Genomic DNA, 21,861 nt, shown 5'->3' on the forward strand with positions numbered 1-21,861 from the left:
AGACAATGAGCAAGCGTCTCGACTACAACCAGATCGCACCGGCAGGCGCGAAAGCACTCGGCGGCGTCTACGGCTACGTCACGCAGAGCGGGCTGCCTTCCGTGCTGGTCGACCTGGTCTATCTGCGCATCTCGCAGATCAACAACTGCGCCTATTGCCTCGACATGCACACGCGCGACCTTCTCAAGAAAGGCGTGAAGATCGAAAAGCTGGCGCTGGTGCAGGCCTGGGCGGAAGCCGGCGATCTCTTCGACGCACGCGAGCGTGCCGCGCTTGCCTGGGCCGAAACGGTGACGCGCGTCGCGGAGACCGGCGCACCTGACGAAGCCTACCAGGCCGCCCGCGCCGTGTTCGAGGAGCGGGAACTGGTGGACCTGACGATCGCGATCGGCCTGATGAATGTCTATAACCGTATGGCGATCAGCTTTCGAAATACGCCGCAGGCTGCGGTCGCGAAGGCGGCCTGACGAACCCGAAGGCTTCGCTCGCAACCGGTCATCGGGGTTGCGGGCGGCAATCACGGCGCCGGATCGTCCTGGCGAACCCGGCGTCAAGGTAGATCGCGGCGGAGTAGGGGCGCCAGACCCTCATGGTGAGGAGGCGCAGAGCGCCGTCTCGAACCATGAGGCCCCGATCGCGCCCGCGGCCATCCTTCGAGACGACCGCGTTGCGGTCTCCTCAGGATGAGGTTCGTGGTTGTGGTTGCCGTGCTCACCGTCGCTCAAAGGTGACGGGAAAATCAAAGCCTCTTGAAACGCAAAAGACCTCCGAGCCGAAGCTGGAGGCCTTCACTGTCACGAGGGGTACATCCGCCCTTCGCGACACTACTGGGGCGCATCGCTGCGCTATGGTTGATAGTCATAGTCCATGACCGTCAACGTTTTATGACGCTGAAAGCTCCTTCGAGGAGTCTGGCGCGAGCAGCATGTAGGGCGGGTTCTCTTTAACCCGCCATCTTGCGTGGAACGCGGCCGGGTTAAAGAGAACCCGCCCTACACAGCTGCGCCGCCTCGCTTGCAACTGGAATCTGGATGCGGTGGGTGCGACAAAGCAACCCGACGGGCAAATCACTTGCGATTTACAGAAATAGTGTCAAGTAGAAAACTTCCGTAAATCAAAAATATTTTTGTTGTTGTCCGACCCAAATCAGTGCGCAGCTATCGCCATCCCGTCCCACACAGAGGGGCGTCGGCCGTCGTCATGACGAGGGGCGGGGATGCGGTGGACGCTGATGTTGCGATTGACGGTCGCGGCAAAGACGTACGGCGAAAGCGTGTGGTCCTGGCGCCCGTAACGGCGTCAAGTCCTGCGGGAGCTAACGCTTCCGAGGGACGGCGGTGGCAATAGAGACCGTCTCACCGGGGAGAGCGCGTTATAAGCCGTAAAGCCACTGCGCAGGGAATGTCGGATGTTCTCCGCTGCCCTGTATGCTCGTGTGCACCATCTTGTTGCACAATCGCACACGAGACCGCGGGTGCAGCGCGCATCCGGCATTCCCTGCGCCCTCTGTTTTGAAGGGCGAAACGATTTGTAAAACTTCGGGCGCAATGCGTCGCGAGAATGCGGCGGCATTTTCAGCTGTCGTCACCCGCGCAGGCGGGTGACCCAGTATCCCAGAGACGGCAGTGATTGAGTCGATAGGCCGCGGCGTACTGGGTCCCCCGCTTTCGCGGAGGACGACAGCGTTCCCGACCTGATACGATGTTCGCCCATAATCATCCCGACTTGAGTCCAGTCGCTACCGTCTCGCCTGACGGAATATTTCCTCGCTTGCCAATGCCCTCCCGACAGGCCAGAAAAACGTTGGAAATAAGAAACGCCAGCGGAGAATGATTTGACCATCAAGGGCAAAGCCTACATTGCCGGGATCTACGAACATCCCACCCGGCACGCACCCGATAAATCCACCGCGCAGCTGCACGCCGAGGTCGCCAAGGGCGCGATCGAGGACGCCGGGCTGACCAAGGCCGATATCGACGGCTATTTCTGCGCCGGCGATGCCCCCGGCGGCCTCTGGCCGATGGTCGACTATCTCGGCCTCAAAGTCCGCCACATGGATTCTACTGATACCGGTGGCTGTTCCTATCTGATCCATGTCGGCCACGCTGCGGAAGCGATCGCCGCCGGCAAATGCTCTATCGCGCTGATCACGCTCGCCGGCAAGCCGCGCACCGGCCCGATGCCGCCGCGTGCCGCCGGCGCCGAGGCCGATTTCGAGGCCGCCTATGGCGCGACCACCCACAATGCCTACGGCATGTGTGCCATGCGCCATATGCACGACTACGGCACCACAAGCGAACAGCTGGCCTGGATCAAGGTCGCGGCTTCCCATCACGCCCAGTACAACCCGCATGCGATGCTGAAGGAAGTGGTCACCGTCGAGGACGTTTTGAACTCGCCGATGATATCAGATCCGCTGCATCGGATGGACTGCTGCGTCGTCACCGACGGCGGCGGCGCGCTGATCGTCACCACGCCGGAGATTGCAAAGAGCCTGAAGAAGCCGCTGGTGCGCCTGATCGGCCATGGCGAAGCGATGAAGGGCCCGCGCGGCGGCAAGGATCTCGATCTGACTTATTCTGCCGGCGTCTGGTCCGGCCCGCGCGCCTTTGAGGAAGCGGGCGTCACGCCGAAGGACATCAAATACGCTTCGATCTATGACAGCTTCACCATCACGGTCTTGATGCAGCTCGAGGATCTCGGCTTCTGCAAGAAGGGCGAGGGCGGCAAGTTCGTCGCCGACGGCAATCTGATTTCCGGCGTCGGCAAACTGCCGTTCAACACCGATGGCGGCGGCCTCTGCAGCAACCATCCTGTGAACCGCGGCGGCATGACCAAAATCATCGAAGCGGTGCGTCAGCTGCGCGGCGAAGCGCATCCCAAGGTGCAGGTGGCGAATTGCGATCTCGCGGTCGCCCACGGCACCGGCGGACTTCTCGGCGTGCGCCATGCCGCCTCAACCTGCATTCTGGAGCGTGCGTGATGGCCGAAGCAAAGAAACTCCCCGTGCCGCAAGGCAATCCCGAAACCGCGCCGTTCTGGGAAGCCGCCAAGCAGGGCAAGTTCCTGATCAAGCGCTGCACCGCCTGCGGCGAGCCGCATTTTTTCCCGCGCTCGATCTGCCCGTTCTGCTTCTCCGACAAGACCGAGTGGGAGGAGAGCTCCGGCGAAGCAACGATCTACACCTTCAGCCTGATGCGCAAATCCCCGACCGGGCCTTACGCGATCGCCTATGTCACGCTGAAGGAAGGCCCGTCGCTGCAGACCAACATCGTCGACTGCGACATGGACAAGCTCAAGATCGGCCAGAAGGTGAAAGTGGTGTGGAAGCCGACCGACGGCGCGCCACTGCCGTTCTTCACGCCGGCGTAACGAGAGATGCGCACGAAGCGCGTAACGCAAAAGGTTGTCATCCCCGCGAAAGCGGGGATCCAGTAATCGCCGGTGTTTACTGGACCCCCGCTTCGCGGGGGTGACAGCAGAGAATGTTGCGACGGCGCAAAAGAAGAATTCGGGAGGACGCGCGAAGATGCCGATCAATTACGAACAGCTGATGGCCCTGAAAAATCTTGGCCAGAAATACGCCTATACCGACCGCGAGGTGATGCTCTACGCCTACGGGATCGGGCTGGGCGCCGATCCGATGGACGAGAAGGAGCTGGCCTTCGTCAACGAGGGCACGTTGACGCCGCGTCCGCTGAAGGTGGTGCCGACATTCGCCTCGGTGGCGGCCTGGGGGGCAGGGCCCGGCGAGATGAATCTCAATCGCGTGATGGTGGTCGACGGTGAGCGCGACATCACCTTCCACAAGCCGCTGCCCGGCGCGGCGCAGATCACGGCGGACTCGACCGTGCTCGACGTCTTCGACAAGGGCAAGGACAAGGGCGCGGTGATCCGTCACCAGACCGTGCTCAGGGACGAGAAGGGCGAGAAGCTTGCAACGCTCGTTGCCTCGCGTTTCGCGCGCGGCGATGGCGGCTTCGGCGGACCGTCCGAAGGCCAGCCCGAGCCGCACAAGGTGCCGAGCCGCGCGCCCGACAAGATCGTCGACATTTCCACGCGCCCGGATCAGGCGCTGGTCTATCGCCTCTGCGGCGATCGCAACCCGCTGCACTCCGATCCGGAATTCGCCAGGAAGGCCGGTTTCCCGAAACCGATCCTGCACGGCATGTGCACCTACGGCATCACCTGCCGCGGCCTGCTGCAGACCTATGCCGATTATGACTCCTCCGCCTTCAAGCAGCACGTGGCGCGATTCTCCTCGCCGGTCTATCCCGGCGAGACCGTGACGATGGAATTGTGGAAGGACGGCAACGTGGTGTCGTTCGAAGCCAAGGTGAAGGCGCGGGGCGTCACCGTCATTAAGAGCGGCAAGACGGTGCTGGGTTAAAGCGGCGAGGGCAGTGCGCTCCCTCGCCCCGCGCTTGCGGGGAGAGGGTTGGGGTGAGGGGCTCTCTCCACGAGTCTGGTGCAATTGATGGACCTGTACCCCCTCACCCGAAAGCTTCGCTTTCGACCTCTCCCCGCAAGCGGGGCGAGGTAAACAAGAAGAGCGGCAAGAAGGAGAAACCACCATGGGATTACTCGACGGCAAGGTCGCGCTCATCACCGGCGCAGGCGGCGGGCTGGGTGAGGCCTACGCCAAATTGTTCGCGCGCGAAGGGGCGGCGGTCGTGGTCAACGATCTCGGCGGTCCCCGCGACGGCTCCGGCGGCGACCAGACCATGGCGCAGAAGGTGGTCGAGGCGATCAAGGCCGAGGGCGGCCGCGCGGTCGCCAATGGCGCCGACATCTCGACCATCGCAGGGGGCCAGTCGGTGTTCGACGACGCCATCAAGAATTTCGGCCGCGCCGACATCCTGGTCAACAACGCCGGCATCCTGCTCGACGAGACCTTTGCCAAGGCGAAGGAAGCCAACTGGGACAAGGTGCTGAAGGTGCACCTCAAGGGCACCTTCTGCTGCACCCAGCCGGTGTTCAAATGGATGCGTGAGAACGGCGGCGGCGTGATCGTCAACACGTCCTCGACCTCAGGCCTGATCGGCAATTTCGGCCAGACCAATTACGGCGCCGCCAAGGGCGGTATCTGGGGACTGTCGAATGTGCTGGCGATCGAGGGCCGCAAATACAACATCCGGATCTGGACGCTCGCGCCAGGTGCGCTGACCCGCATGACCGCGGATCTGCCGCGCTACATCGAGAATCCAAAGGCGGCCCTTGGGCCCGACGGCATCGCGCCGGCCGTGCTATACATGGTCAGCGATCTCTCGGGCGACCAGACCGGCAAGACGCTCGGCGTTTCCGGTCCCCGCGGCGTCCGCGAGATGCGGATGATGGAGATGGAAGGCTGGAAGCCGCCGGGCGAGGCCTGGAAGGCGCAGGATATCGTCGAGCACGCCAAGGAGATCTTCTTCTCCGAGGAACAGATCAAGATGGGCGCGCGCCGCTTCTGACGCCCGTCTCATCCCCGAAGGAGGCGCTATGCTCGCACTGCGGCCCGCTCGTCCCGATGAAGCGCCGGCACTTACCGAATTGTGCCTGCGCTCGAAGGCCGTCTGGGGCTATGACGCGGCCTTCATGCAGGCTTGCCGAAGGGAGCTGACGATGACGCCTGCGGTCATCATGTCATCCCGCGTGCAGGTCGCTGAAGTCGATGGCCGTCTCGCTGGTGTTGCCGAGGTAAAATCCGAAGGCGATGTCGCCCAACTCGAAAGGCTGTTTGTCGAACCGGGCATGCTTCGCGCCGGCACCGGCCGACAGCTGTTCGATTGGGCCAAGGCCACGGCACGCGCTGCCGGGGCCACGACAATGCGGATCGACGCCGATCCGGACGCCGCCCCGTTCTACCGCCGCATGGGGGCGGTCGATGATGGCGTTGTTCCATCCGGCTCGATCCCCGGCAGGTTCATTCCCAGGCTCAATCTCTCGCTTTGAGGCGGCCGCCAGTAGGTGGTATCACTGGATCAGGGATATCGCTCGCTCACTCCTAACTTACGGAAATTGACCATGAAGCTCACCGCCCAGGCCGCAGGCACTTTTGCGATTGCGCCGACCCCGTTTCACGATGACGGCCGCATCGACGAGAAATCGATCGACCGGCTGACCGATTTCTATGCCGAAGTCGGCTGCGACGGCGTCACCGTGCTCGGCATTTTGGGCGAGGCGCCGAAGCTCGATGCAGCGGAAGCCGAGCAGGTGGCGATCCGCTTCGTCAAGCGCGCCAAGAACATGCAGATCATCGTCGGCGTCTCGGCGCCGGGATTTGCCACCATGCGTTCGCTGGCGAAGGCGTCGATGGATGCGGGCGCTGCCGGCGTGATGATTGCGCCGCCGCCGCATTTGCGCACCGACGACCAGATCACGGGCTATTTCAAGCAGGCCCAGGAAGCGATCGGCGACGACATTCCCTGGGTGCTGCAGGATTATCCGCTGACGCTCAACGTCGTGTTCACGCCCGCGGTGATCCGCAAGATCGTGATGGATTCGCCGTCCTGCGTGATGCTCAAGCACGAGGACTGGCCGGGGCTGGAGAAGATTTCGACGCTGCGCGGTTTCCAGAAGGACGGCTCGCTGAAGCCGATGTCGATTCTCGTCGGCAATGGCGGCCTGTTCCTCGATTTCGAGATGGAGCGCGGCGCCGATGGCGCGATGACCGGCTACGCCTTCCCGGAATTGCTGATCGATGTCGTCAAACTGCAAAAGGCCGGCAAGCGCGACGCGGCGCACGATCTGTTCGATGCGCATCTGCCGCTGATCCGCTACGAGCAGCAGCCGGGCGCCGGTCTCGCCGTGCGCAAATACGTGCTGCAGAAGCGCGGCGTGATCGCCTCCAGCGCACAGCGCAAGCCGGGTGCGACCATCACGGCGACGGCAAAGGCCGAGGTCGAATATCTGCTGTCGCGGGTGGCGCGGGTCGACCGCCGCGCCAACCTGCAACCGCAATCCAGCGCGGCAGGTTGATTGTCCCTCATGGTGAGGAGCCGCGAAGCGGCGTCTCGAACCATGAGGCCCCGGTGCTTCCTAATCATCCTTCGAGACGCGGCCAAGAGGCCGCTCCTCAGGATGAGGTTTTGAGGAGTTGAGTGTTATGACCGAATCCGCCAAAGCACCGCGCCCTGCGTCCACTATCCTGTTGCTGCGCGACGCAACGGAGCGAAGGGAAGTCGAGGTCTTCATGATGGTTCGCCATTATGAGATCGACTTCAATTCCGGCGCGCTGGTGTTTCCCGGCGGCAGCGTCGATAAGGGTGACAAGGAGATCATCGCGGCGCCCGAATTGTATTCGGGCGGCGAGGGGCTCGATGAGGCAACGCTCAGCTTCCGCATCGCGGCGATCCGCGAGACGTTTGAGGAAAGCGGCATCCTGCTGGCGCGCCCCAAAGGATCGAAGGCGCTGGTCGACGCCGTCAGGGCCAGCGAGATCGAGACCGCACATCGCGCCGATCTCTGCGACAGCAAGATCAGCTTCCGAGAAGTATTGACCGACAACGGCATGGTGCTGGCGCTCGATGAACTCGTGCCCTATGCGCACTGGATCACCCCGGAAGGCATGCCGAAGCGTTTTGACACCTGGTTCTTCCTCGCCGCCGCACCGCCCGAACAGGTCGGCGCCCATGACGGCAAGGAATCCACCGATTCAATCTGGGTATCGCCGCGTGAGGCGCTGGAAGGCGGCGAGACCGGCCGCTTCAAGCTGCCGTTCCCGACCACGCGCAACCTGATCAAGCTCGGCAAGCAGGACAGCGTGCAGGCCGCGCTCGAGGATTCAAGAGGCAAGTCCGTCGTCACGGTGACGCCCATCATGACCAGGAATAACGGCGGCCGTCAGCTTCGGATTCCGCTCGAGGCCGGCTATGACGGTGACGTGTTCGAGGTCGGCTCGGTCGGCTGAGGCACGCATGCACACTTCGGTGATGAACGAAGTATCGTAAGGTCTGCAGTCTGTAATGTCCGGCCCTGGCATGGATCAGGACCGGAATCACCGACATGGGCGAAAGTCAACCGCAACATAAAGCGATCGCGAGCGAGCTGGGGCTGTTGCTCCTGCTCGCGACGCTATGGGGCGCGTCGTACACGTTCCTGAAAGTAGCCGTGGAGACTATCCCCCCGATCACGCTGATCGCGGGCCGTACGTTGATTGCGGGGCTGCTGCTGGTGGCCATCATGCATGGCCGCGGGGTGAAAATGCCGACGGATGCTGCGAACTGGCGCCGCTTCCTGTTCCAGGCCTGCCTGAACAGTGTCATCCCGTGGGTCATGGTCGCCTGGGGTGCACAGGCGCTGGACGCCGGCGTCGCCACCATTCTCAATTCGACCGCGCCGATATTCACGTTTTTCCTGACATTCGCGATCACCCGTCACGAAGCGGTAACCTCACGAAAGCTGATCGGCGTCATCGCTGGCATGGCCGGCATCTGCCTGATCGTCGGCGCGCAGGCGCTGGGCGGCCTTGGTGAGCAACTGATCGCACAGATCGCCTGTGTCCTTGCCGCGGTCTGCTATGCCGGCGCGGCGATCTTCGGTCGCAATTTTGGGGGGCTCGATCCGATGGCGCCGGCGGCGGGATCGCTGCTCTGTGGCGCCGCGATCCTGATTCCGCTCAGTCTCATTGTCGACCGTCCCTGGACGCTGGCGCCATCGATGTATTCGCTGCTGGCGCTGCTCGCGATCGCCGTATTCTCGACCGCGCTCGCGTTCGTCATCTATTTCCGCCTGATCCAGACGCTCGGATCGGTCGGCGCCACCGCGCAGGCCTATCTGCGCGTACCCATTGGCGTGGCGTTCGGCGTGGCCTTCCTTGGCGAGCAATTGAGCTCGACGGTATGGATCGGGTTAGCTTGCGTGGTTGTCGGCGTCGCCGCGATGACGATACCGGCGCGGCGGGCGAAACCGGCGGCGGCGTAGCTCACGCGAGATAGGCGTCGACCGCCGCCTGGTCCTGGTCCCAGACCCAGCATTCCCACAGCAGGCCGTCCCGCACGGCATAGACCAGCAGCCGTTCGAATTCCTTAGCCTTGCCGTCGCGCTCGAAACGCTCGCGTACCAATAGCGCGCCGCGCTCGGGGCCGGCCATGATGTCGACGATGGCGAGCAGTTTCCGGTTGGTGCGGCGGGTCACCTCGGCCAGGATCGAAAGCGCCGCCATCTTGCCCCTGTGGTCGCCGGCGAGCGGGTTGCGGCCGAAATAATGCAGCGTGAAATCGTCGTGGTAGCAGGCGGCCAACGCAGCCCGGTCGCCGGCAAGCCAGGCGCTTGCGTAGCGCGTCACGGCCTGCCGGGTGCGCTCAATCGCGGCTTGGCTCTCGGTATCATCAGGCTTATCTGTCATCGTGCCGGGTCCTGTTGTCATCCCGGCACCCTAAATCCGCCTGATCATCCGGGCTTTCAGAAACTGGCTATGCGCGCAATCGGCGGGGCGAAATTGTTGGGGTGGGGCGCGCGCGTGCTCTATCTCGGCCCGGCCTTCGGACTGACGCCGCACCGCAATGCGACCGGCGTGCTTGCCGTGGGCCTCGATGCGGCGCTGGAAGTTGCCGACGATCCGACCGACCCCGCGACCGACTATCGTTCCACCCGTAGCGTATTGATATTGCCCAACAGCCTGCATCATCTGAGGATCGCGCGCGGGCGCATGGCGTTCCTCTATGTCGATCCGCTCGGACGCGACCTCAAGGCGTTGCTGGCGCGAATGACGGAAATGACCGCGCGTGCCGCGTTTGATCTGCGCGAGGAGGCGGCTGCCGTCGAGATTATGACCGGCCTTGCGGAGGGCCGCATCGCGCCACTGGACGGACGCGCGTCGCTCGGCGAATTGCTGGGTGTGGGCACGGGTACAAAAGCCAGCGCGCGGGTATCGGCGGCGCTGCGGCTGATGCGGGACGAGCCGCACCGGGCACACCGGCTCACAGATTTGGCAGGGCACCGGGGCTATCGGCGTCGCGATTCCTGCATCTGTTCAAGGCGGAGACCGGCGTGCCGTTGCGGCGCTACCGGATCTGGAACCGGATGGGGGCGGCGGTACGCGCCTGCGGCGAGGGCTCGTCCCTGACGGAAGCCGCCCACGCCGCAGGCTTCGCCAGTTCGGCTCATTTCAGCAGCGCCTTCCGCGACATGTTCGGCATGATGCCGTCCGACCTGCTGAAGGCGTTGCAGCCCGTGGAGGCTAGGGCGAGGCGCGATGGCCTGTGAGGCCCGAGGGATGATCCATCATCTGGCCATTTTGCCGCACGGCAGAGCCCCCAGCGCCCCAGAATCCCGGATTGGGGCAGCCAGGACCGGCAGTGTGACGCCAGCGTGACCCGGGGGACGTGGACCGGCGCACCGCCCGGCCGGTTTGGCCGGCTTCGCGAGCTGTTCCAGCATGTTCCCCACGACCCGAATAACGTCGTATATTGCCGCCGATAGGAGCCCGGCCTCGATAACATGACCTCTGAATTGCCGCCGAATTCGCCAATGACGCGATCGTTTTCGTTGTCGATCGGCCAGCTGACATTCGGCAGTTTTATGCTGGTGCTGGCGGTGATTATAATCACCTCCACCGCCAGCGTCATTGCCATCCGCCACATCGATGCGACCTTCGCCGAGTTGCAGCGGCTGGAAAGCGTCGGCGACCTCGCGCAGGATATCGACCGGCGCATGAACGAGTTGCGGCTGGCGGCCCGGGATTTCGTCACCGACCCCGGCGCCCAATCGGTCCAGGTCGGCGAGGCGGCGACCTCGCTCATCGAGGTCCTGAAGAAAACCCGGCTGGAGCTTGCTCCCGAACAGCAGGACATGATCGATGGCGTCACCGAGCGACTATCGACCTACCGCAGCGGCATTGAGCGTATTTCCGCCCTGATCAACCGCCGCGCGGAGTTGATCGTCGGGCTACCGCCGCTGCGCGAGAAATTCGATGCCGCGATCGCCGACACCCCCGATCCACTGATGGCGTCGGCGCTGTTTCAGACCCAAAGCCAGATTGCCTCGGCCTTGCTGGCGCGCAATCCGTCCGCCGCCGAACTGGCGGCGCAAAGCATGCGCTCGATGACCATGTCGGAGCCGAAGCTTCGCGCGGCCGTCGATGATTATGCCCTGGCGATTATCAACATTTCGACCCGCGAGCGGCAGATTTCCGACATCGACAAGGAGGTGCTGGGCGCGGAGGGCCGCCTGATCCAGCGCGTCACCGAATTGTTGCGCGAGGTCAGCGCGCGTCGCGGCCATGTGTTGTCCCGCGATTTCGCCCGGACGCTGACGGAAGCAAAATGGCAGAGCATCGTGCTCGGCACCGCCGGTGTCCTGATCGGGCTGTTCGCCTCGCTGCTGGTGGTCAGGCGCACCGTGCGTCCGCTCGCTACGATCGCAACCTCGATCCGCAAGGTGGCCGGCGGCGAAAAGAACACCTCGATCCCGCAGACCGATGTCGACAACGAAATCGGCGATATCGCGCGAGCCGCCGAAGTGTTTCGCCAGACGCTGGTCGATGCCGACGCGGCGCGCGAGGCGGCGGTACGCGCGCTGGCCGAACAGCGTCTCGCCGAGGAAAGCTATCGAAAATTGTTCGAGGCGTCGGTGGACGGAATCTACGTCACCACGCCCGGAGGCGCGCTGCTCAATGCCAACCCGGCGCTGGCGCGGATGATGGGTTACGCCACGCCGCACGATCTGATCACCGGCCTCGGCGACGTCTCCGAATCCGTCTACGTCGATCCGCAGGCGCGGGTGGAATATGAGCGGCTGATGGAACGCGACGGCATGGTACGCGAGTACGAATACCAGGTTCGCGCGCGCGACGGGACGGTGCTCTGGCTCTCGGACAGCGCCAGCGCGGTGCGCAACGAGGATGGCGAACTGATCCGTTACGAGGGAACGGTCCGCGACATCACCGACCAGAAACGGGCCGAGGACGCGATCGCCGAAGGCCGCCGTTTGCTGCAGCAGGTGATCGATACCGTGCCCGCGGTGATCAACGTCAAGGACAAGCAGCTCCGCTATCTCCTGATGAATCGCTACATGGCCGGTATTTTTGGCATCGAGCCTGGGGAAGCCATCGGTCGCACCACGGCCGAACTGATGTCACGCTATGGCGCGGCGAAGACCGACGAGCCGGACAAGCGGGTGCTGGCCGGCGGCAGCGAACTCGGCTTCTACGAGGAAGAGTACAAGGATTCCACCGGCAATATGCGGCAATGGCTGGTCAACAAGCTGCCGCTGCTGGACGCGTCGGGCGAGATCGAGAACATCGTCACGGTCGCGCTCGACATCGGCGAGCGCAAGCGCGTCGAATTCGAGATGCGCAAGGCCAAGGACGCTGCGGAAGGCGCGCTGCGAAACTTGCGGGAAACGCAGAATTCGCTGATCGAAGCCGAAAAACTCGCGGCCCTGGGGCGGCTGGTGGCGGGCGTCGCGCACGAGGTCAACAATCCCGTCGGCATTAGTCTCACGGTCGCCTCCGCGCTGGAGCGCAAGGCGGCGAATTTCACCGCCGAGGTGGCGCGTGGCGAACTGCGGCGTTCCAGTTTGACTGATTTTCTCGAAACCAGTCGTGACGCGTCATCGCAGCTCGTTGCCAATCTCAATCGCGCCGCCGAACTGATCCAGTCGTTCAAGCAGGTCGCCGCCGACCGCAACTATTCCGACCAGCGCAGCTTCGACCTTGGCGATCTCACCGAGCAGGTGGTGATGAGTTTGCGGCCGGGCCTTCGCAAACACAATCTGACGCTCAACGTCGATTGCCAGCCCAACCTGACGATGAACAGCTATCCCGGGCCCTACGGACAGGTGCTGACCAACCTGTTTCTCAATTCGGTGGCGCACGCGTTCCCGGACGGCAAGCCGGGCACGGTCGATATCCAGGTGCGCGAGTCCGGCAAGGACAATGTCGAGGTCCTGTTTTCCGACAATGGATGCGGCATGACCCTCGACGTTCGCCGTCGCGCGTTCGATCCGTTCTTCACGACACGGCGCGACCAGGGCGGCACCGGGCTTGGCCTGCACATCGTCTACAGCATTGTGACCAACCGGTTAGGCGGGCGGCTCGATCTCGATTCGGAGCCGGGAGGCGGCACGCGGATCCAGATGATCTTGCCGCGCATCGCGCCGCTCGAAATGGCGGCAGAGTAGCAATCAGGTATCATCGATGAGCAATGGAATTGATTTGTCGGAGAAGCTGTCCACATTCTCCGAGCACTGGTCGCCACGCACGGTTACGCAGTTCAACAATTGCGACGTCATGGTTGTGAAAGTGAAAGGTGAATTCGTCTGGCACAAGCACGATGACACGGATGATTTCTTTCTCGTGCTGAAGGGCGTGTTGGATATTCAGCTGCGCGATCGAACGATCACGCTCGAGTCGGGGCAGATGTATGTGGTGCCCAAGGGCGTCGAGCATCGGCCCGTTGCGAGGGAAGAGGTCCATCTACTGTTGATCGAGCCCGCCGGCACGCCCAACACCGGCGATGCTGCAACAGCCGCACCGCGCAGGACGGTGTGATATTCTGCCGATGAGCGGCGGCTGGCCTAGTTGGTATCGGCCAGCTTGCGCAGCGTGGCGCCGAAAATCTGGCTGGCTTTGCCGACCAGCGCCGTCCCGTTCATGGTTCCGCGGGTATCGGTGAACGTGCCGGATACGCCGATGCCGACGGGGGCCGGCCCGCCGAACAGCGGATTGGCATCGGGGCTCGACGTGTGACGCTGCACCAGCACCTCGCCCTTGAAGGTATCGCCCTTCACGGTGTAGCTGCCGGTGTAAAACAGATAGGCATCGCCGCCGAGGATTTGGCCATCCCGGAACAGAATCACACCGCTGCCCTTGCCGGATCGCCCATCCAGCAGGCTGACGTGGATCGAATACAGACCGTTTTTCATGACGTCCCAATCGGCTTCCGCGCCCACGGAACCCGGCTAGCTTTTATGCCAAAGCGGCACCGGCGGCGTCAACGTGGCAGGCCGTAAATATGCGCGCGCGTAGCGCGGTGGATCACGCGTATTTCTGGTCGCGCTCCAGGAGTTCGATGGAAATGCCCTGCGGTCCGCGGATGAAGCAGATGCGTACGCCGGGCCGGATCGTGGTCGGTGGCTTGGTGAACTCGACGCCCTTGGCCTTGATCTCGGCGGCGACGGCGTCGATGTCCTTTACCGTCAGCCCGAAATGATCGAGGCCTTGATACGGCGTCACCGGCGGGGTGTTGACGCCGTCTCCGGCCGCAACCGGGGCGATGAAGACGTTGGCGCCGCCGAGCTTGACGTCGATCCTGCCCGGGCCGCGGACGATCTCGCCGCCCAAAATATCGGCAAGCCAGGCCGCGGTCGCTTCCGGATCGGGACTGCGCAAATGGACATGGTCCCAAGTTACTGTCGGCATATTCGTCTCCCCCAGGCGTCTTCGCCGCTAGTATTGCAGCGCCGCCAATCTAGCGGTCGGCCGCCCGCAATTCCATCCCCTGTCGTGCGCCCGTGCGGCCGCAAAATTGTCGAGCCTGCGTGCAACCATTCTGGCCGTGGGTGATTATTGAGCTAGCGGCGGAACCGTACAGCGGCAGTCGTGTGAGAGGCCGTACGGTGTAACGCCCGTGGGGCCTTTTTCATGTGCGGGCGCGGCGACCGATATCGCCGCCGGGTGAGGGCATGGCCATGATGATCGCTGGACGGTCGCTCGGAGCCCCGCAAGCACGACTGCTCGCTTTGCCGGCCATCGCACTCGTGGGATGCACGATATGGATGATGCTTCCGGGGCCAGGCGACGCCGAGGGCTACGCCGCAGCAGAACCTTCCCCGACCATCTACGCGCAGAATGTATCCCTGGTTGAAGATGGGGCGGTTCCCGCCGCGACTTCCCTGGCAAATCCGGACCAGATGGCGACGCCCGCCGCGGTGACCGCACCGTTGTCGATTGCGCCGGAATCGAAGTCGCCGATCGAGGGTTTGAGGATTTCCTCGCAATCATGGCGAAGGGGCGGCCTCGGCTCGAAGGCGCTCGTGACCTTCACGCTGCGAAACGCCAATGATTATCCGGTGAAGGACGTCGAAATCGCCTGTGCCTTTACCCGCAGGGACGGCAGCCATTTGACCGACCGGCGGCGGGTGATCCCGGACACCGTGAACACCAGGAGCCGGAAGCACTATTCAGGTGTGCTGGTCGGCTTCGTCAATGTTAACGCAAACAAGGCGAAATGTTCGCTGGTGACGGCAAGTCGAACTTAAAGTCGAACTTAGCCCCTGCGAAACCCAACCTTGCGAACCCGAAAATGTGATCGCCGCCGTTGAACCTTGGGGATGCCCCAGGAACTAATGACCATATCTCCAGTTAGCCGAATGAACCGCGCGAATGGTGCGGGGGGAGCGACGTCAATGCCCGTAGCGCGTTATTTCCTCTTTGTCGGCGCAGCGCTGATCGCGCTGTTGTTCGCGCTCGATGCCTTTGCCCCGCAACAGGTCGCCGTGGCCAGCAATTCGGCAGGCTCGATCGACAAGACCGTGGTGCGGATCCGTTCCGACCAGAAACCGCCGGAACGCGTGGTTTATGACATGAGCCTTCCCACCATTGTTCCGCCGGCTGTGACCACCCAGGTTGCAGCAGCTCCCGCTGCGCCGATTGCCGATGCGCAGGCTCGGGTGCGTGACACCTTTGCCCAGTTCGTACCGGCTGAAGCCAAGAAGGTTGAGCCGCAGGCTCCGCGCAAGCGCAAGGTCGCCAAGGCTCGCTCGGTTCACCCGTCGCCGATGCGCGTCGCCCAGCAGCAGCACTTTGGCTTTGGCTTCTTCGGGAACAACACCTGGTAGGGTAGGGACCTAGCCGGTTGCGAGTTCGGCCGCCTTCGGGCCGACCGGCTTGACGGTTACCGTGGCAACTGCGGAAGCTTGTCGACAAACTTGTTGAAACAGGTCAGCCGCTCGTCTTCTTCCTTCACGAAACGGCATTCACTGACAGTCTTGGCGGCCGCCGGCTTGGGTTTCGGCTGCGGCGCATAGACGGCGTCGTAGCAGGTCAGGCGTTCCTTGGTCGCGTCGTCGATATCCTGACACGCCTGCAGTTTCTGGGCGGGAGACAGGGGCTTGGCGGGCGCCGCCTTTGCCGACTTCTTCTCGGCTGGAGGCTTTTTCGGCCCGACCTGCACCAGCGGTTTGCCGCCAACGGTCGGAGGAGAGGCCGGGTTGGCGGGGGCGGGCGTAGCCGTTCCCTGAGCAAAGGCTGCGGCCGGATAGAGGATCGCCAGCGCCAGGATCATCTTTCTCATGTCAATCGCTCTCGAATGCGTGGTTTGCCGGCGTGGCCTCAGCCCCGAAATGGCGCACTCGGAGAGATTCGAACTCCCGACCCTCGGAATCGAAATCCGATGCTCTATCCAGCTGAGCTACGAGTGCCTGTAGCCCGCCCGATTATCAGACTTGTCCGGGCAGGGCCAGCAGCGGAACGTTTAGTAACAGGGGTGCCGGCCGCCCTGGCCGATATAGGCGGCCGCGCCTTGGCGGCAGCGGTTGGTTGAGGGGCCGTCATAATAGGCAAAAGTGCCGGGCTGGAGGCCGGGCCCGTAATTGTGCAGGTAGCTGATCGGGTAGGGCAACGGCCAGTGCTGGCGGTGGTGCCGGTTGTGGCGGGCGTCCGCCAGGCTCGGCGCCAGGGCCGCGGCAGCAAACAGGGCGGCGGCGATTAAAAACTTGGCTTTGGGCATTTTGATTCTCCGGAAGATCCCACCTGGAAACTAGACTTTTTTGGCCGTTCCGGGGGCCATTTTACGCAAAACGACGGGAAAAGCTCCGGAAAAGCTTGGGAAAATTGGCGGAAGCTTGCCTATTTTTGGCCCCTAAGGGATGCTTAACGAAATCCCAACACAGTCCGGCCAAGGTTCTGCGGTGTGGTCCGGGCTTCAAGGGCCACCCTCCGCTTTGACAAGGCTATCCGGTTCCCGATCGACCATGCGCATCACGTCCCTTGCCCTGTTGTCTCTCTCGGTTCTGGTCGCGACCCCGGCGCGGGCCGATCTGCACATCACGCGCGACCATGGCGGCTACGTCGAGGAATATAAGGTCAAGTACAAGCGGATCCGCGACCGCAAGGAACGCGTCATTATCGACGGCATCTGCAACTCGGCCTGCACACTGGTGTTCGGCATCGTGCCGATGAACAAGATCTGCGTGACGCCGAAGGCGAGCCTCGGCTTTCACCAGGCCTATTACGACAAGGCCTTCACCTTCGGCATCAAGGTCACGAGCTCCGACGGAACGTCGGACCTGATGTCCTATTATCCGGATACCGTGAAGGACTGGATCCGCCGCAATGGCGGGCTCACCACCGAAATGAAGAAGATCAAGAACGGTGGCGAGCTCTGGAAGATCGTCGATCCCTGTCCGGAAGCGTTTTGAGCCGGGCGCAATCGCGCCGGCTCTGCGTCGTTTCCCCCTAAAACGTCACCCACATGCGTGATCGTCGGGTCGATCTGGATCTTTGCCGCTGCATGTACCAGTCGACGATCTTCGGCACGTCGGTGCGGCCGCGCGCGCCGCCGAACGCAGCGCGACGGACCCGATCAGTCCTTGCCGCATGGCGTATGATCGGGCACTACGCTTCCGCAAATGAACCGTGACCTTGAAGATCTTGCCGCGCGGGCGGCGCCGGCGATTTTCGTCGTGCTGTGGAGCACCGGCTTCATCGCCACCAAATACGTCGTCAACAACGCCGACCCTTTGACCTATCTCGCGATCCGGATGGCGCTGGTGGTCGTCTTGATGGCTGGCATCGTCGCCATCGCGCGGCCCCGCTGGCCGGATCGGATCGGCATCTTCCACAGCGCCGTCGCCGGCATTCTGGTGCACGGCTTCTATCTCGGCGGCACCGCGATTGCGATTGCGCATTCGATCCCCGCGGGGCTGTCCGCGCTGATCCCCGGCCTGCAGCCGATCCTGACCTCGACCATCGCCAACCGCTGGCTCGGCGAGCGCGTCACGGCCATTCAATGGGCCGGACTTTTGCTCGGGCTCGCGGGCGTGGTGCTGATCCTGCACAATCGGCCGATGAGCGGCGACGCGGGCTGGGGTTGGCTCGCTTCCGGCGTGTCGCTGATCAGCATCACGCTCGGCACACTCTACCAGCGGCGGTACTGCAACGCGATCGACTGGCGTGCGGGCAATCTTGTGCAATACATCGCGGTTACGATCTTCTTCGGCATCGGGGCATGGCTGTTCGAGAACAATGTGGTGCATTGGACCACGGAGTTCGTGCTCGCGCTGAGCTGGCTGGTCGTGGTGCTGTCGATCGGATCGATCGGGTTGTTGTACTGGCTGATCCGCCGCTCGGCCGCGACGTCGGTGGCGAGCCTGTTCTATCTGGTGCCGGCGGTGACGGCGCTGATGGCCTATGTGCTGTTCGGCGAGCAGCTCGATGGAATCGCGATCGTCGGAATGACCGCGTGCGCGGCCGCGGTGTTTCTGGTCAACCGGCGCACCCCCTAGTTCAGCCGTTGCGAATACTCGCATAGGCCGCGAGCGCGCGTTCACGACCAACCCTGTGATCGATGATCGGCCGCGGATAGGTTTTGCCGAGTTCGATGCCGGCGCTTGCCAGTTCGAGCGGTGTCGCGCTCCAGGGTTGATGGATCAAATTGTCAGGCAGTTGCTTCAGCTCCGGCACCCAGCGCCTGACGTAGACGCCATCGGGATCGAACTTCTCGCCCTGCAGGATCGGATTGAAGACGCGGAAGTAGGGCGCGGCATCGGCGCCGCAGCCGGCGACCCACTGCCAGTTGGCCGGATTGCTGCCGGCATCGGCATCGACAAGCGTGTCCCAGAACCATTGCTCGCCCTCGCGCCAGTCGATCAAGAGATGCTTGACGAGGAACGAGGCCACCACCATCCGCACACGGTTGTGCATCACGCCGGTGTGCCAGAGTTCGCGCATGCCGGCGTCGACGATGGGATATCCGGTATGCCCGCGCTGCCAGGCGCGCAAGCCCTTGGTATCACGCTTCCAGGGAAACGCGTCGAACGATGCCTGCAGATTGCGCGTTGCGAGATCCGGCACGTCGTGGAGCAGATGACGGCAGAATTCACGCCAGCCGAGTTCGCTGAGGAATTTATCGATATCGGATGACAGGCGAGGGTGCTCGGCGGCGGCAAACTTTGCGGCGTACCAGATCTGACGCGGGCTGATCTCGCCGAAGCGAAGATGCGGCGAGAGAAGCGAGGTGCCCTCGCGGTCGGGGCGGTCGCGATCACCGGAATAGCCGGCGATACTGCCGGCGAGGAAGGCCTTGAGCCGCGCCTGCGCCGCGGCTTCGCCGGGCCGCCAGTTTTCGCGCAAGCCGCCGGCCCAATCGGGGCGGCTGGGTTCGAGGTGCCAGTCTTCGAGCGCATCGCCGGCGATATCGGATACGCCGTTCAGCTTCTTCGGCGCCGGCAGCGGCTTTGGCGGATCGCCGAGGGATTGCACCCGCCGCCAGAACGGCGTGAACACCCGCAGGCCGCGGTTCTCCTTGTTGCGGATCTGGCTCGGCGCCACCAGCAGGTCGCCTGGAAATCTGTGAGTGGCAACATCACCGAGTGCCGCCGCGACCTGGTCCGCCTCCCGCTGGCGGGGCGCCTGTGCAATCTCGTTCCAATAGACGGCGCCGGCATCGACCTCGCGCGCGAGGGCGGCAATGACCGTGGAGGCCGCCCCTCGGCGCAATACGAGGGACGCGCCCCGATCCTGGAGGCTCTCCTGCAATGCGCGCAGTGACTGTGCCAGCCACCAGCGGGCAGCACCTCCGAGCGGATGAATGCCCGGCGTCCTCTCGTCGAGCACGAAAATGCATACAACCGGCGCTTGTGCTTTGGCGGCCGTATGCAGGGCGGCATGGTCCGAAAGGCGGAGGTCGTCGCGGTACCAGACGATGGCCGGGCGAGGACTCGTCATGCGCGCATCAGTTTCATCAAATTCCTGAGCCTTTGCCTAGGGTTGCAGTCATTAATGCGATCGTAAGCAAGAACCGTCAAATTGAGCCCGATTTTGGGGAAAATTGCACATGTCCTTGCCGTCGTTCGGAAAACTCCTGCCGTCGCTGAAACTTCGTCTCGGCACCAAGGCGGTCATTTCCGCCGTTCTCCTGATTGCGGTGAATACCGCGCTGGTTGTAGGCGCGGCCTATTGGTCGCTCAACTCTGAGTTCGGTGACCGGGCGCTTCGCGACATCGAGGTCAATCTGCGCACCCTGGCGCTGTCCTTTGCCGAGACCTATCCCGACGCCAAGATCACGCTGAAGGACGGCCTGGTCGCCAAGGCCGAAGCGGCGAAGATGCCCGAATTCAAGGACCACGCGATCGTCGATCGCTCGGTCGGCTATGTCGGCGGCAACGCGACGCTGTTCGTCTATGACGAGGCCAGCAACCAGTTCGTCCGCCGCTCCACCAACGTGAAGAAGGAAAACGGCGACCGCGCCGTCGGCACCCAGCTTGCGCCCGACCATCCGGGACAGCCGATCCTGCGTCGCGGCGAGGCCTATAAGGGGCCGGCCACGCTGTTCGGCAAGACGTTCATGACGGCCTATTATCCGATTGCGAATTCGACCGGAAAGGTGATCGGCGTTCTCTATGTCGGAATTCCGATGGCGCAATTCGAAACCATGCTCGCGGAGGCTATTCGCGACATGGCGATCGCGGCGGCCATAGCAGCGCTTCTGGTCATGTTGCTGACGATGCTGATCGTACGCCGCGTCACCAAGCCGCTGACCTCGGTCACGGCGACGCTGACGGCCATCGCCAACGGTAACAGCGACGTCGAGGTCGGTCATCACGAACGCATGGACGAGATCGGCGAGATCGCGCGCACGGTCGCGGTGTTCAAGAACAACTCGCTCGAGCGCCGCCGGCTTCGCGACGAACAGACCGCGGCCGCTTCTGCCGCCGTCGAACAGCGCAAGGCCGAACTGCGCGGGTTCGTCGACGAGTTCCAGACCAGCGTCGGCGGCATCCTCGACAAGGTGCTGAACTCCTCGGGTGAATTCGAGCGCGTGGCCAAGCAACTCACCGAGACCGCGCGGACTACCGCCGGGCTTTCGGGTCAGTCGGCGGGCGCGTCGGAGACCGCCTCCGAGCATGTCCGCACCGCAGCAATTGCTTCCGATGAACTCTCCAACTCGATTGCCGAGATCACCCGCCGCGTCCAGGAATCGAACGGGATCGCGGCCGACGCCGTCAAGCAGGCCGCGGATACCGACCAGCGCATCAACGAGTTGTCGGAGGCGGGCGCGCGGATCGGCGACGTGGTGAAGCTGATCACTTCGATCGCCGAGCAGACCAATCTTCTGGCGCTCAACGCGACCATCGAGGCCGCCCGCGCCGGCGATGCCGGCCGCGGGTTTGCCGTGGTGGCCCAGGAGGTCAAGAGCCTCGCCGGCCAGACCGCCAAGGCCACCGAGGAGATCTCGAGTCAGATCGGCAGCATGCAGCTTGCGACCGAAGAGTCGGTCAGCGCGATCAAGGCGATTGGCCAGACCATCGAGCGCATCAGCGATATCGCGACCTCGATTTCGGCCGCGGTCGAGCAACAGCGCGGTGCGACGGCGAACATCGCCCAGAGCGTGCGGGCCGCCGCGAGCGGGACCGCCGACGTCGCCGTCAACATCCGCAACGCCGCGCAGGGCGCGGGTGAGACCGGCGAGACCTCCAACCGCATGTTTGCCTCGGCGCAGGCGCTGTCGGGCGAGAGCCTGCACCTGAAGGCCGAGGTCGAGAAGTTCCTGGACCGCGTTCGCGCGGCCTGATCGCGGACTCAACCGGCGGTCAAAGGCCAGAGTTCGTCATTCCGGGATGGTGCGTAAGCACCAGACCTCAGGTGCGCAATTGCGCACCGGGGAATCTCGAGGTCCCCCGATGCGCAATTGCGCATCGGAGGTTCGTTTCGCGCCC

The 21,861-nt window shown here is 63.5% G+C and carries 24 protein-coding genes and 1 tRNA gene; 18 read left to right on the forward strand and 7 right to left on the reverse strand.

The window, feature by feature from the left end:
* Nucleotides 1-5 precede the first annotated feature (5 nt).
* The 9 genes from JQ641_RS22670 to JQ641_RS22710 all read left to right on the forward strand — a co-directional run bounded on the left by JQ641_RS22670 (nucleotide 6) and on the right by JQ641_RS22710 (nucleotide 8,904).
* Nucleotides 6-467, forward strand: coding sequence for a carboxymuconolactone decarboxylase family protein (locus tag JQ641_RS22670; RefSeq protein WP_211998119.1), 462 nt, complete (start codon nucleotides 6-8; stop codon nucleotides 465-467).
* A 1,367-nt stretch (nucleotides 468-1,834) separates the two neighbouring features.
* Nucleotides 1,835-2,983 carry a thiolase family protein gene (locus tag JQ641_RS22675; protein WP_211998120.1) on the forward strand — a complete coding sequence of 383 codons (1,149 nt, stop codon included), beginning with the start codon at nucleotides 1,835-1,837 and terminating at the stop codon, nucleotides 2,981-2,983.
* A complete protein-coding gene (locus JQ641_RS22680; RefSeq protein WP_211998121.1) occupies nucleotides 2,983-3,372 on the forward strand; it encodes a Zn-ribbon domain-containing OB-fold protein in 390 nt (129 codons plus the stop codon). Before JQ641_RS22675 ends, JQ641_RS22680 begins: the two co-directional genes overlap by 1 nt.
* 157 nt (nucleotides 3,373-3,529) lie before the next feature.
* On the forward strand, nucleotides 3,530-4,390 hold the full coding sequence (locus JQ641_RS22685; RefSeq protein WP_211998122.1) for a MaoC/PaaZ C-terminal domain-containing protein: 861 nt from the start codon (nucleotides 3,530-3,532) through the stop codon (nucleotides 4,388-4,390).
* A gap of 184 nt (nucleotides 4,391-4,574) precedes the next feature.
* Complete coding sequence (locus JQ641_RS22690) at nucleotides 4,575-5,453, forward strand: SDR family oxidoreductase (RefSeq protein ID WP_211998123.1); 879 nt, start codon at nucleotides 4,575-4,577, stop codon at nucleotides 5,451-5,453.
* A gap of 28 nt (nucleotides 5,454-5,481) precedes the next feature.
* Entirely contained in the window at nucleotides 5,482-5,934 is a 453-nt protein-coding gene (locus JQ641_RS22695) for a GNAT family N-acetyltransferase (protein WP_211998124.1), read from the forward strand.
* A 72-nt stretch (nucleotides 5,935-6,006) separates the two neighbouring features.
* Entirely contained in the window at nucleotides 6,007-6,960 is a 954-nt protein-coding gene (locus JQ641_RS22700) for a dihydrodipicolinate synthase family protein (RefSeq protein ID WP_211998125.1), read from the forward strand.
* Nucleotides 6,961-7,087: 127 nt separating this feature from the next.
* Entirely contained in the window at nucleotides 7,088-7,891 is an 804-nt protein-coding gene (locus tag JQ641_RS22705; protein ID WP_211998126.1) for an NUDIX hydrolase, read from the forward strand.
* 95 nt (nucleotides 7,892-7,986) lie between these two features.
* Nucleotides 7,987-8,904 (forward strand): DMT family transporter, encoded by a 918-nt coding sequence (locus JQ641_RS22710; protein ID WP_211998127.1) that lies wholly within the window; start codon nucleotides 7,987-7,989, stop codon nucleotides 8,902-8,904.
* Nucleotide 8,905: 1 nt separating this feature from the next.
* Here the strand turns inward: JQ641_RS22710 and JQ641_RS22715 are convergent, their stop codons facing one another.
* Nucleotides 8,906-9,328 carry a nuclear transport factor 2 family protein gene (locus JQ641_RS22715; protein WP_211998128.1) on the reverse strand — a complete coding sequence of 141 codons (423 nt, stop codon included), beginning with the start codon at nucleotides 9,326-9,328 and terminating at the stop codon, nucleotides 8,906-8,908.
* A 69-nt stretch (nucleotides 9,329-9,397) separates the two neighbouring features.
* Here JQ641_RS22715 and JQ641_RS38045 point away from each other — a divergent pair, with 69 nt between their 5' ends.
* From JQ641_RS38045 to JQ641_RS22730, 4 genes are all read left to right on the forward strand, one after another.
* Nucleotides 9,398-10,048, forward strand: coding sequence for a hypothetical protein (locus JQ641_RS38045; RefSeq protein WP_249150625.1), 651 nt, complete (start codon nucleotides 9,398-9,400; stop codon nucleotides 10,046-10,048).
* The gene (locus JQ641_RS38050) at nucleotides 9,973-10,188 is read left to right on the forward strand and encodes a helix-turn-helix domain-containing protein (RefSeq protein ID WP_349628604.1); all 216 of its coding nucleotides are present in this window, start codon (nucleotides 9,973-9,975) and stop codon (nucleotides 10,186-10,188) included. Before JQ641_RS38045 ends, JQ641_RS38050 begins: the two co-directional genes overlap by 76 nt.
* Before the next feature lie 234 nt (nucleotides 10,189-10,422).
* Nucleotides 10,423-13,104 (forward strand): PAS domain S-box protein, encoded by a 2,682-nt coding sequence (locus JQ641_RS22725; protein ID WP_211998129.1) that lies wholly within the window; start codon nucleotides 10,423-10,425, stop codon nucleotides 13,102-13,104.
* Nucleotides 13,105-13,120: 16 nt separating this feature from the next.
* On the forward strand, nucleotides 13,121-13,474 hold the full coding sequence (locus JQ641_RS22730; RefSeq protein ID WP_211998130.1) for a cupin domain-containing protein: 354 nt from the start codon (nucleotides 13,121-13,123) through the stop codon (nucleotides 13,472-13,474).
* Between the two features lie 26 nt (nucleotides 13,475-13,500).
* Here JQ641_RS22730 and JQ641_RS22735 read toward each other — a convergent pair whose 3' ends face one another.
* Nucleotides 13,501-13,848 (reverse strand): GrlR family regulatory protein, encoded by a 348-nt coding sequence (locus JQ641_RS22735; RefSeq protein WP_192733799.1) that lies wholly within the window; start codon nucleotides 13,846-13,848, stop codon nucleotides 13,501-13,503.
* 112 nt (nucleotides 13,849-13,960) lie between these two features.
* Nucleotides 13,961-14,344, reverse strand: a complete 384-nt coding sequence (locus tag JQ641_RS22740) for a VOC family protein (RefSeq protein ID WP_192733798.1) — start codon at nucleotides 14,342-14,344, stop codon at nucleotides 13,961-13,963.
* 359 nt (nucleotides 14,345-14,703) lie between these two features.
* Here JQ641_RS22740 and JQ641_RS22745 point away from each other — a divergent pair, with 359 nt between their 5' ends.
* Complete coding sequence (locus tag JQ641_RS22745) at nucleotides 14,704-15,183, forward strand: hypothetical protein (RefSeq protein WP_211998131.1); 480 nt, start codon at nucleotides 14,704-14,706, stop codon at nucleotides 15,181-15,183.
* 147 nt (nucleotides 15,184-15,330) lie between these two features.
* Nucleotides 15,331-15,762: a hypothetical protein gene (locus JQ641_RS22750; RefSeq protein WP_211998132.1), complete on the forward strand. Its 432-nt coding sequence runs from the start codon at nucleotides 15,331-15,333 to the stop codon at nucleotides 15,760-15,762.
* A gap of 56 nt (nucleotides 15,763-15,818) precedes the next feature.
* Here the strand turns inward: JQ641_RS22750 and JQ641_RS22755 are convergent, their stop codons facing one another.
* The 3 genes from JQ641_RS22755 to JQ641_RS22765 all read right to left on the reverse strand — a co-directional run bounded on the left by JQ641_RS22755 (nucleotide 15,819) and on the right by JQ641_RS22765 (nucleotide 16,652).
* Nucleotides 15,819-16,217 carry a hypothetical protein gene (locus tag JQ641_RS22755; RefSeq protein WP_211998133.1) on the reverse strand — a complete coding sequence of 133 codons (399 nt, stop codon included), beginning with the start codon at nucleotides 16,215-16,217 and terminating at the stop codon, nucleotides 15,819-15,821.
* 50 nt (nucleotides 16,218-16,267) lie between these two features.
* Nucleotides 16,268-16,344: transfer RNA gene (locus JQ641_RS22760), tRNA-Arg, on the reverse strand.
* 53 nt (nucleotides 16,345-16,397) lie between these two features.
* Nucleotides 16,398-16,652 carry a hypothetical protein gene (locus JQ641_RS22765; protein WP_211998134.1) on the reverse strand — a complete coding sequence of 85 codons (255 nt, stop codon included), beginning with the start codon at nucleotides 16,650-16,652 and terminating at the stop codon, nucleotides 16,398-16,400.
* A 244-nt stretch (nucleotides 16,653-16,896) separates the two neighbouring features.
* On the opposite strand from JQ641_RS22765, the gene JQ641_RS22770 reads away from it, so the two are divergent.
* The gene (locus JQ641_RS22770) at nucleotides 16,897-17,343 is read left to right on the forward strand and encodes a hypothetical protein (RefSeq protein WP_192733794.1); all 447 of its coding nucleotides are present in this window, start codon (nucleotides 16,897-16,899) and stop codon (nucleotides 17,341-17,343) included.
* A 210-nt stretch (nucleotides 17,344-17,553) separates the two neighbouring features.
* Entirely contained in the window at nucleotides 17,554-18,429 is an 876-nt protein-coding gene (locus JQ641_RS22775) for a DMT family transporter (RefSeq protein ID WP_211998135.1), read from the forward strand.
* Nucleotide 18,430: 1 nt separating this feature from the next.
* Here JQ641_RS22775 and JQ641_RS22780 read toward each other — a convergent pair whose 3' ends face one another.
* The gene (locus JQ641_RS22780; protein WP_211998136.1) at nucleotides 18,431-19,870 is read right to left on the reverse strand and encodes a cryptochrome/photolyase family protein; all 1,440 of its coding nucleotides are present in this window, start codon (nucleotides 19,868-19,870) and stop codon (nucleotides 18,431-18,433) included.
* A 109-nt stretch (nucleotides 19,871-19,979) separates the two neighbouring features.
* On the opposite strand from JQ641_RS22780, the gene JQ641_RS22785 reads away from it, so the two are divergent.
* Nucleotides 19,980-21,716 (forward strand): methyl-accepting chemotaxis protein, encoded by a 1,737-nt coding sequence (locus tag JQ641_RS22785; RefSeq protein ID WP_211998137.1) that lies wholly within the window; start codon nucleotides 19,980-19,982, stop codon nucleotides 21,714-21,716.
* Nucleotides 21,717-21,861: the final 145 nt, after the last annotated feature.

It is taken from the genome of Bradyrhizobium sp. JYMT SZCCT0180, from assembly GCF_018130165.1.
In the GTDB taxonomy this organism is placed as follows: Bacteria; Pseudomonadota; Alphaproteobacteria; order Rhizobiales; family Xanthobacteraceae; genus Bradyrhizobium.

Coding starts and splice junctions, on each gene's coding strand:
- JQ641_RS22785 (WP_211998137.1), top strand. CDS start 19,980: ATGTCCTTGCCGTCGTTCGGAAAACTCCTGCCGTCGCTGAAACTTCGT.
- JQ641_RS22725 (WP_211998129.1), top strand. CDS start 10,423: ATGACCTCTGAATTGCCGCCGAATTCGCCAATGACGCGATCGTTTTCG.
- JQ641_RS22740 (WP_192733798.1), bottom strand. CDS start 14,344: ATGCCGACAGTAACTTGGGACCATGTCCATTTGCGCAGTCCCGATCCG.
- JQ641_RS22770 (WP_192733794.1), top strand. CDS start 16,897: ATGCGCATCACGTCCCTTGCCCTGTTGTCTCTCTCGGTTCTGGTCGCG.
- JQ641_RS22765 (WP_211998134.1), bottom strand. CDS start 16,652: ATGCCCAAAGCCAAGTTTTTAATCGCCGCCGCCCTGTTTGCTGCCGCG.
- JQ641_RS22685 (WP_211998122.1), top strand. CDS start 3,530: ATGCCGATCAATTACGAACAGCTGATGGCCCTGAAAAATCTTGGCCAG.
- JQ641_RS22680 (WP_211998121.1), top strand. CDS start 2,983: ATGGCCGAAGCAAAGAAACTCCCCGTGCCGCAAGGCAATCCCGAAACC.
- JQ641_RS22670 (WP_211998119.1), top strand. CDS start 6: ATGAGCAAGCGTCTCGACTACAACCAGATCGCACCGGCAGGCGCGAAA.
- JQ641_RS22745 (WP_211998131.1), top strand. CDS start 14,704: ATGCTTCCGGGGCCAGGCGACGCCGAGGGCTACGCCGCAGCAGAACCT.
- JQ641_RS22780 (WP_211998136.1), bottom strand. CDS start 19,870: ATGACGAGTCCTCGCCCGGCCATCGTCTGGTACCGCGACGACCTCCGC.
- JQ641_RS22775 (WP_211998135.1), top strand. CDS start 17,554: ATGAACCGTGACCTTGAAGATCTTGCCGCGCGGGCGGCGCCGGCGATT.
- JQ641_RS22700 (WP_211998125.1), top strand. CDS start 6,007: ATGAAGCTCACCGCCCAGGCCGCAGGCACTTTTGCGATTGCGCCGACC.
- JQ641_RS22755 (WP_211998133.1), bottom strand. CDS start 16,217: ATGAGAAAGATGATCCTGGCGCTGGCGATCCTCTATCCGGCCGCAGCC.
- JQ641_RS22705 (WP_211998126.1), top strand. CDS start 7,088: ATGACCGAATCCGCCAAAGCACCGCGCCCTGCGTCCACTATCCTGTTG.
- JQ641_RS38045 (WP_249150625.1), top strand. CDS start 9,398: ATGCGCGCAATCGGCGGGGCGAAATTGTTGGGGTGGGGCGCGCGCGTG.
- JQ641_RS22750 (WP_211998132.1), top strand. CDS start 15,331: ATGCCCGTAGCGCGTTATTTCCTCTTTGTCGGCGCAGCGCTGATCGCG.
- JQ641_RS22710 (WP_211998127.1), top strand. CDS start 7,987: ATGGGCGAAAGTCAACCGCAACATAAAGCGATCGCGAGCGAGCTGGGG.
- JQ641_RS22730 (WP_211998130.1), top strand. CDS start 13,121: ATGAGCAATGGAATTGATTTGTCGGAGAAGCTGTCCACATTCTCCGAG.
- JQ641_RS22695 (WP_211998124.1), top strand. CDS start 5,482: ATGCTCGCACTGCGGCCCGCTCGTCCCGATGAAGCGCCGGCACTTACC.
- JQ641_RS22715 (WP_211998128.1), bottom strand. CDS start 9,328: ATGACAGATAAGCCTGATGATACCGAGAGCCAAGCCGCGATTGAGCGC.
- JQ641_RS22735 (WP_192733799.1), bottom strand. CDS start 13,848: ATGAAAAACGGTCTGTATTCGATCCACGTCAGCCTGCTGGATGGGCGA.
- JQ641_RS22690 (WP_211998123.1), top strand. CDS start 4,575: ATGGGATTACTCGACGGCAAGGTCGCGCTCATCACCGGCGCAGGCGGC.